At 72.3% G+C, this 7,578-nt stretch carries 5 protein-coding genes; 2 read left to right on the top strand and 3 right to left on the bottom strand.

Annotated features, from left to right (window positions below; translation table 11 throughout):
- Nucleotides 1–12: 12 nt before the first annotated feature.
- Nucleotides 13–1,362 carry a histidine--tRNA ligase gene (hisS, locus tag NBM05_RS14890; protein WP_254169055.1) on the bottom strand — a complete coding sequence of 450 codons (1,350 nt, stop codon included), beginning with the start codon at nt 1,360–1,362 and terminating at the stop codon, nt 13–15.
- Nucleotides 1,363–1,657: 295 nt separating this feature from the next.
- On the opposite strand from hisS, the gene NBM05_RS14885 reads away from it, so the two are divergent.
- Together NBM05_RS14885 and NBM05_RS14880 are read left to right on the top strand one after the other, a co-directional pair.
- Nucleotides 1,658–3,022, top strand: coding sequence for a DUF349 domain-containing protein (locus NBM05_RS14885; RefSeq protein WP_254169053.1), 1,365 nt, complete (start codon nt 1,658–1,660; stop codon nt 3,020–3,022).
- Between the two features lie 196 nt (nt 3,023–3,218).
- Complete coding sequence (locus NBM05_RS14880) at nt 3,219–3,851, top strand: hypothetical protein (RefSeq protein ID WP_254169051.1); 633 nt, start codon at nt 3,219–3,221, stop codon at nt 3,849–3,851.
- 46 nt (nt 3,852–3,897) lie between these two features.
- Here NBM05_RS14880 and NBM05_RS14875 read toward each other — a convergent pair whose 3' ends face one another.
- Both NBM05_RS14875 and secF read right to left on the bottom strand, forming a co-directional pair.
- Complete coding sequence (locus tag NBM05_RS14875; RefSeq protein ID WP_373689351.1) at nt 3,898–6,234, bottom strand: RelA/SpoT family protein; 2,337 nt, start codon at nt 6,232–6,234, stop codon at nt 3,898–3,900.
- Nucleotides 6,235–6,310: 76 nt separating this feature from the next.
- Nucleotides 6,311–7,426: a protein translocase subunit SecF gene (secF, locus tag NBM05_RS14870; protein ID WP_254169050.1), complete on the bottom strand. Its 1,116-nt coding sequence runs from the start codon at nt 7,424–7,426 to the stop codon at nt 6,311–6,313.
- Nucleotides 7,427–7,578: the final 152 nt, after the last annotated feature.

The raw sequence follows: 7,578 nt of genomic DNA, 5'->3' as shown, positions 1-7,578 counted from the left end.
GCCCCGCCGCGGTCAGTCGCCCGTGGGCGCCGTGACCCGCGGGCGCAGGTCCTCGTGCGGGGGCTCCCAGGCGGCGGGGTCGGCCGGCGCCTGCTCGCCAGAGCGGATGTCCTTGACCTCGTGCGTCGGGGCGCCGGACTCGTCCTCGCCGAGGAACCACACGAAGGGGATGCCGCGGCGGTCCGCGTACTTGATCTGCTTGCCGAACTTGGCGGCCGTGGCCGAGACCTCGCAGGCGATCCCGCGGGAGCGCAGCGCGTCGGCGACGTCCTGCGCCGCGGACCACCCGGCGTCGTCGGTCAGCGCGACGAGCACCGCCGAGGGCACCTTCCGGGACGGCACGGCCAGGCCCTGCGAGAGCATCCGGGCGACCAGGCGGGTCACGCCGATCGAGAGTCCGACGCCGGGGTAAGTCCGCTTCTGCGTCGCGGCCAGCGCGTCATAGCGCCCGCCCGAGCAGATCGAGCCGAGCTGCTCGTGGCCCACCAGGAAGGTCTCGTAGACGGTCCCGGTGTAGTAGTCCAGGCCGCGGGCGATCGAGAGGTCGGCGACGACGCGGCCCGGGGCCCGCTTGGAGGCCTCCCCGATGACCTCGGCGAGCTCGGCCAGGCCCTCCTCGAGCAGCTCGTGACGCACGCCCAGCGCGCGGACCCGCTCGACGAAGGAGGTGTCCTCGGCCCGGATCGCGGCGAGGCCCAGCGCGGCCTCGGCCTGCTCGTCCGTGGCGCCGAGCTCCTCGCGCAGCAGCTGGGCGACGGCGGCGGGGCCGATCTTCTCCAGCTTGTCGATGGAGCGCAGGACCCCGGCGGTGTCCTCGAGCCCGATCCCCAGGTAGAAGCCCTCGGAGAGCTTGCGGTTGTTGACGCGCATGACGAAGTCCGGGATGGGCAGCTGGGACAGGGCGTCCACGATCACCAGGGCCAGCGCGACGTCGTACCGGAAGGGCAGCGCGTCCTCCCCCACGACGTCGATGTCGGCCTGGGTGAACTCGCGGGCGCGCCCCTCCTGGGGACGCTCGCCGCGCCAGGACTTCTGGATCTGGTAGCGCATGAACGGGAAGCTCAGGTGCCCGGCGTTCTCCACCACGTAGCGGGCGAAGGGGACGGTGAGGTCGAAGTGGAGGGCCAGCTTCTCGGCCGAGCGGGCGCCGTCGTCCTCCTGCAGGCGGGAGACGGCGTAGACCTCCTTGTCGATCTCGCCCTTGCGGAGCAGCTGCTCCACGGTCTCCAGGGAGCGGGTCTCGATCGAGGAGAAGCCGTGCAGCTCGAAGGTGCGGCGCAGGACGTCCAGCACATGGTTCTCCACGACCCTCTCCTCGGGCAGCAGTTCGGGAAAACCTGACAGGGAAGCCTTGCGGGCCATGAACCTCTCCTCGGGTGGGCTGGGCACGATCCCCTTAACAGTAAACGGTGCCGCGACGGCGGTCGAAACGGCCGTGCCCGGGCCGCGGGCCGCGGCCGGACGGCCCGCGGCGGCCGCGCACCCGCTCCTTCCCCGTGCCGCGCGTCCGCACCGGCCCGCGCAACGCTTAGCATCGGTGACGCAGCTCCCATATGCTAGAGGGACGGTCAGGCCACGCCGCGCCCCCACGCGCCGCGGCCCGCCGGTGCACACGCGGCCCCTCGCGGGCCCCTCCCGATGCGAAAGAGTTTCAGCGGTGACCCCTCAGCAATCCGACGACAAGCCCACCCCCGCCGCCCTGCCCGAGCAGGCGGCCGTCCCCAAGCCCGCTCCCCCCGCCGGCTCCTCCCGGTCCACCGAGGGGGCCAAGTCCTTCGGCAGGGTGGCCGAGGACGGCACCGTCTCGGTGCTGCTGCGCGGCGAGGAGATCGCCGTGGGCGCCTACCCCGAGGCGACGGCCGACGAGGCCCTGACCTACTTCGCCCGCAAGTACGAGGAGGCGGAGGCCCAGCTGACGCTCCTCGAGTCCCGCCTGGAGCATAAGGCCGCCGCGCACGACGCCGCGTCCTCGGCCGCCAAGCTGCGCGAGCTGCTGTCCGCCCGCGGCATGGTGGGCGACATCGCGCGCCTCGAGGAGCGCCTGGCCGCGCTGGAGGCCAGCATCTCCCAGCGGGCCGAGGCCGAGCGCACCGAGGCCGCGGAGGCCAAGGAGCGCCACCTCGCCGAGCGCGAGGCGATCGTCCGCGCCGCCGAGGAGGTGGCCGCGCAGGACCCGCAGCAGACGCACTGGAAGAACTCGAGCGCGCGCATGAGCGACCTGTTCGACTCCTGGAAGGCGGCCCAGCGCGCGGCGCGCCTGCCCAAGTCGACCGAGGACGAGCTGTGGAAGCGGTTCCGCTCGGCCCGCACCGCCTTCGACAAGCACCGCCGTGCCTACTTCTCGCAGCTGGACCAGAGCAACGCCCAGGCCAAGCGGGCCAAGGAGGGCCTGATCGCCGAGGCGGAGGCGCTGTCCGGCTCGACCGACTGGGGAGCGACCGCGGCCAAGTACCGCGAGCTCATGGATCGCTGGAAGCGGGCGCCGCGCGCCTCCCGCCGGGAGGACGACGCGCTGTGGGCGAGGTTCCGCGCGGCGCAGGACGTCTTCCCCCACGCCCGCGCCGCGGCGCACGACGAGACGGAGCGCGAGTTCGAGGCCAACCTGGCGGTCAAGGAGGACCTGCTCCGCCAGGCCCGCGCGATCCTGCCCGTGACCGACGTCGAGGCCGCGAGGGCCGCCCTGAACCCGATCCTCGATCAGTGGGACGCCGCGGGGATGGTCCCCCGCCGCGAGATGCGCCGCGTCGAGGGCGAGCTGCAGAAGGTGCAGAACGCGATCGAGGACGCCCAGCAGGCCCGCTGGGAGCGCTCCAACCCGGAGACACAGGCGCGCGCGGAGTCGATGCTGACGCAGCTGGAGTCCACGATCTCCGGCCTGCAGGACGACCTCGACGCCGCCCACCGCTCGGGCGACGCGCGCAAGGCCGCCAAGGCCCAGGAGGCGCTGGACGCCCGCCGCGAGTGGCTGGAGCAGCTGCGCGCCTCGGCCGAGGACATCCCGGCCGACGACGCGCGCTCCTGACAACGCGCAGGCCGCCGCACCCGAGCCGGGGCGGCGGCCTGCCCGTGGGAGGACGCGGACCCGGCCTCGGGACGGGCGCGGCCTGCGCGCGGTCAGAGGAGGCGCCGGACGCCGCCTCGGAACGGCGCCCGGGCGCCCCGTCGTCCACAGTTCCACCGCGCCCTCGGGGCGCGCCCCGCCGGTGTCTGATGGAGGCATGGACTCCGCCCATCTCGCCCGGTACCGCGCGGCCCGTCTGGGCCTGCTCACCGAGCTCAGCGCCCTCAGCCCGCCGCCGCAGCTGCTGCGCGGCGGTCTGGAGCTGACCGAGGCCGAGGCGCAGGCCCTCGCGGCGCGGCGCGCCCTGCACCCCCTGCTGCACGGGATCTACTCGATCGGCGCTCCCACGCCGTCGCTGCGCGGGTGGGCCGCCGGCCTCCTGCTGCGCCCGGCCTCGCGGGACGCGCTGATGCTCCACCGCATGACCGCGGCCTGGCTCTACGGGTGCGCGCCCCCGCCGCGGCTGGTGGAGTGCTCCGCCCGGAGGACGACCACCCACAAGTTCCACCGCTGGGAGGAGTCCTTCGTCCTGCGCCGGTTCACGGGCTACTCGCCCTTCGAGGACCTGCGCTGCGGACCGGTGCGCGCGACGACGCCGCTGCGCACCTGCGCCGACCTCGCCCTGCACTGCACGGGCCCCCGCGCCGACCTCGCGATCGCCACGATGCTGCGCGCGCCGGGACTGGGCTGCGCGCCGCCGGTCGTGGAGGCTGCCCTGGCAGCCCTGCCGCGGGCGCCGCACCGGGCGGACGCCCTCGCGCGGGTCCGGCGGCTCGCACCGGGGCCGTGAGCGCGCGGGCCCGGCCGGCGCCGGGCCCCTTGCCCGGGCGCCGGCCTCAGTTGGTCGGGCGGGAGCCGGTGATCCGGTAGACGTCGTAGACGCCGTCGATATTCCGCACGGTGCTGAGGACGTGGTCGAGGTACCGCGGGTCTCCCATCTCGAAGGAGAACCGGGAGATCGCCAGGCGGGAGACGTTGGTGTGCACGTTGGCCGAGAGGATGTTCACGTGGCTCTCCGAGAGCACGCGGGTGACGTCCGAGAGCAGCGAGCGGCGGTCCAGCGCCTCGACCTGGATCTCCACGAGGAAGACGGAGGACTTGGTGGGGGCCCACTGGACCGCGATCAGGCGGGGGTCCCCCTGGGCCTGGCGCATGTTGGGACAGTCGCTCCGGTGCACGGAGATGCCGTTGCCGCGGGTCACGATGCCCATGATCTCGTCCGGCGGCACCGGGGTGCAGCAGCGCGCGAGCTTGGTGTAGACGCCGTCGGCGCCCTCGACGATCACGCCCGAGTCCCCGAACTGGGGCCGGGACTTGGTGGTGATCGAGGTCTCCTCCTCGAGGTCCTCCTCGGTCCCGGTCTGGCCGCCGAGGAGGTCCACGAGGCGGTCGATGACCTCCTGCGCCTTGACCTGCCCCTCGCCCACGGCCTCGTAGAGGGCCGCGACGTCGGTCTTGTGGTACTCCTCCGCCACCGAGACCAGCAGCTTGCTCGTCAGCAGCTTCTGCAGCGGCAGGCTGTGCCGGCGCATCGAGCGGGTCAGGTTCTCCTTGCCCTTCTCGATCGCCCCCTCGCGGCGCTCCTTGGTCAGGTAGTGCCGGATCTTGGTCCGGGCGCGGGGGCTGGCGACGAACTTCAGCCAGTCCTCGCTCGGGCCGGCGTCGTCGGCCTTGGTCGTGAGGATCTCGATGCGGTCCCCGTGCTGCAGCTTCGAGGACAGCGGCACCAGCTTGCCGTTGACCCGCGCGCCGATGGTGTGGTCGCCCACCTGGGTGTGGATCGAGTACGCGAAGTCCACCGGGGTGGAGCCCGCCGGCAGGGAGAGCACGTCCCCGGCCGGGGTGAAGACGAAGACCTCCTGGGCGTTGACCTCGTAGCGCAGCGAGTCCAGGAACTCCGAGGAGTCCTTCGTCTCGCTCTGCCAGGACATCAGCGACTGCAGCCACTTCATGCCCTCGGCCGAGTCCTCGCTGCCCGCGCGGCCGCCCGAGGACTCGCCCCGCGCCGCGGCCTTGTACATCCAGTGCGCGGCGATGCCGTACTCCGCCTTCTGGTGCATCTCGTGCGTGCGGATCTGGACCTCGACGGCGCGGCCGTTGGGGCCGATCACCGCCGTGTGCAGCGACTGGTAGGTGTTGAACTTCGGGACCGCGATGTAGTCCTTGAAGCGACCCGGCAGGGGCTTCCAGACCTCGTGGATGACGCCCAGGGCCGCGTAGCAGTCGCGGACGGAGTCGACCAGGACGCGGATCGCGAGGAGATCGTAGATCTCGTCGAACTCCTTGTCCCGCAGGATCATCTTTTGATAGATCGAGTAGTAGTGCTTCGGCCGCCCGGTGACCTCGCAGGCGATCTTCGACGCCGCGAGCTCGTCGATGACCTCGGAGCGGATCTGCCGCAGCTGCCGCTCCCGCTCGGGGGTCCGGTCCCCCACCATGCGCACGATCTCGTCGTAGATGCGCGGCTCCAGGGCCGCGAAGGACAGGTCCTCGAGCTCCCACTTGATGGTGTTGATGCCGAGGCGGTGCGCCAGCGGCGCGAAGATCTCGAGGGTCTCCTTCGCCTTGCGCGAGCTCGACTCGCGGGAGACGAAGCGCCAGGTCCGCGCGTTGTGCAGCCGGTCGGCGAGCTTGATGACCAGCACGCGGATGTCCTTGGCCATCGCGATGACCATCTTGCGCACGGTCTCCGCCTGGGCGTGCTCGCCGTAGGTGACCTTGTCCAGCTTGGTCACGCCGTCGACCAGCTCCGCGACCTCGGCGCCGAAGTCGGCGGTCAGCTGCTCGAGCGTGTACTCCGTGTCCTCGACCGTGTCGTGCAGCAGGCCCGCGATCAGCGTCGCCCCCGAGGCGCCCAGCTCCGCGAGGATGGTGGTCACCGCGACCGGGTGCGTGATGTAGGGGTCGCCGCTCTTGCGCTTCTGCCCGGTGTGGCAGCGGTCGGCGATCGCGAAGGCGCGCTCGATGGTCGAGATGTCCTCGCCCGGGTTGTTGGCCTTGACGGTCCGCAGCAGCGGCACCAGCACCGGGGAGACCGGGCGCGCCGGGTCGGAGCCCATGACGCCGGGATCGCCGAGCTGGGCGCGGGGGAAGGATCTGCGCTCGGGGGTCCTGGTCGAGGCGGACATGACCCGGTGGGTCCCGTGCCCGCGATCTCCGCCTGGCGAATTCATGGCCGGACCTCCCTCAGCGTGTGTAATGGACCCAGTCTAGTCACATCCGCGCGGGCCTCCCGACCGCGCTTCGCTCTCAGACGACGGCGCCGCTGTCGGGCCGGTCGCGGCCGCTCGGGTCCATGCGCGGGACGGGCTGCACCTCGGCGTCGTCCTCCTCCCGCCGCCGGGAGCGCGCCGGCGGGTCCTGCCCGGCGTCGTCGTCGGCCGGTGCCGGCGGGACGTCGCCGCGTTCGAGGCGCTCGGCCTGCTCGCGGATGGCGGGCTCGCGCTGGCGCAGCACCGCGTAGATCGGCGCGGAGACGAACAGCGTGCCGAGGGTGCCCATGATGATGCCGATGAACAGGGCCAGCGAGAGGTCCTGCAGCGTGCCCGCGCCCAGGAGCATCGCGCCGACGAACAGGATGGCGCCCACCGGCAGGATGCCGACCACCGAGGTGTTGATCGAGCGGACCAGGGTCTGGTTGACGGCGAGGTTGACCTCCTGGGCGAAGGTGCGCCGGTCGTTGTGCGCGAGGTCCTGGGTGTTCTCCCGGATCTTGTCGAAGACGACGACCGAGTCGTAGAGGGAGTAGGAGAGGATCGTCAGGAAGCCGATGATGGCCGAGGGGGTGACCTCGAAGCGGGAGAGGGCGTAGATGCCCACAGTCGTGATCACCGTGAACAGCAGCCCGGCGATCGCCGAGAGGGACATCTTGACGGTGCGGAAGTACAGCGCCATGCCCACCGTCGCCAGGGCCACGAAGACGACGAGGCCCCACAGCGCCTGGCGCGTCACGCCCTGGCCCCACGTGGGCCCGACGAAGGTCGAGGTCACGTCGTCCGGCCCGACGTCGTAGGCCTGCTGCAGCGCGTCGCGCAGCGCCAGCGTCTCGTCGTCGTCCAGCTGCTCGGTCTGCACACGCACGGTGTTCGCCGCGATGTTGGTGACCACCGTCTGCTCCGCGTCGGTGTTCTGCGCGACGGCGTCCTCGCCGGTCTGGATGTCCGTGCTGGCCGTGTTGGAGACCGTGAACTCCGAGCCGCCGCGGAAGTCGATGCCGAGCTTGAGCCCGCCGACCAGCAGCGGGGCGATGAGCGAGAGCACCACCAGCAGGGCGGAGATGGAGAGCCACAGGCGCCTGCGCGGGATGAACGGGACGGAGGTGCGGCCCGTGTAGAGGTTGCTGCCGAGCTGGGCGAATCTAAACATTGCGGGCTCCTTCGCTGCTCTGGCTCGATGATCCGCCGGTGGACGGGTCCTGGGCGGGACGCGGTGCGGGGCCGTCGTCGGCGGCGTCCACCGCGGTGCTCCCGGCGGCCCGGTCCCCCGCGTCGCCCGGGTCCCCGCCGGCTCGCGCCAGG

The sequence above is a fragment of the Rothia santali genome (assembly GCF_024199905.1).
GTDB lineage: Bacteria > Actinomycetota > Actinomycetes > Actinomycetales > Micrococcaceae > Rothia > Rothia santali.
The sequence above is the reverse complement of the archived record's forward strand: the minus strand, read 5'-3'. Positions and strand labels throughout refer to the sequence as shown.

Coding starts and splice junctions, on each gene's coding strand:
- hisS (WP_254169055.1), bottom strand. CDS start 1,362: ATGGCCCGCAAGGCTTCCCTGTCAGGTTTTCCCGAACTGCTGCCCGAG.
- NBM05_RS14875 (WP_373689351.1), bottom strand. CDS start 6,234: ATGAATTCGCCAGGCGGAGATCGCGGGCACGGGACCCACCGGGTCATG.
- secF (WP_254169050.1), bottom strand. CDS start 7,426: ATGTTTAGATTCGCCCAGCTCGGCAGCAACCTCTACACGGGCCGCACC.
- NBM05_RS14880 (WP_254169051.1), top strand. CDS start 3,219: ATGGACTCCGCCCATCTCGCCCGGTACCGCGCGGCCCGTCTGGGCCTG.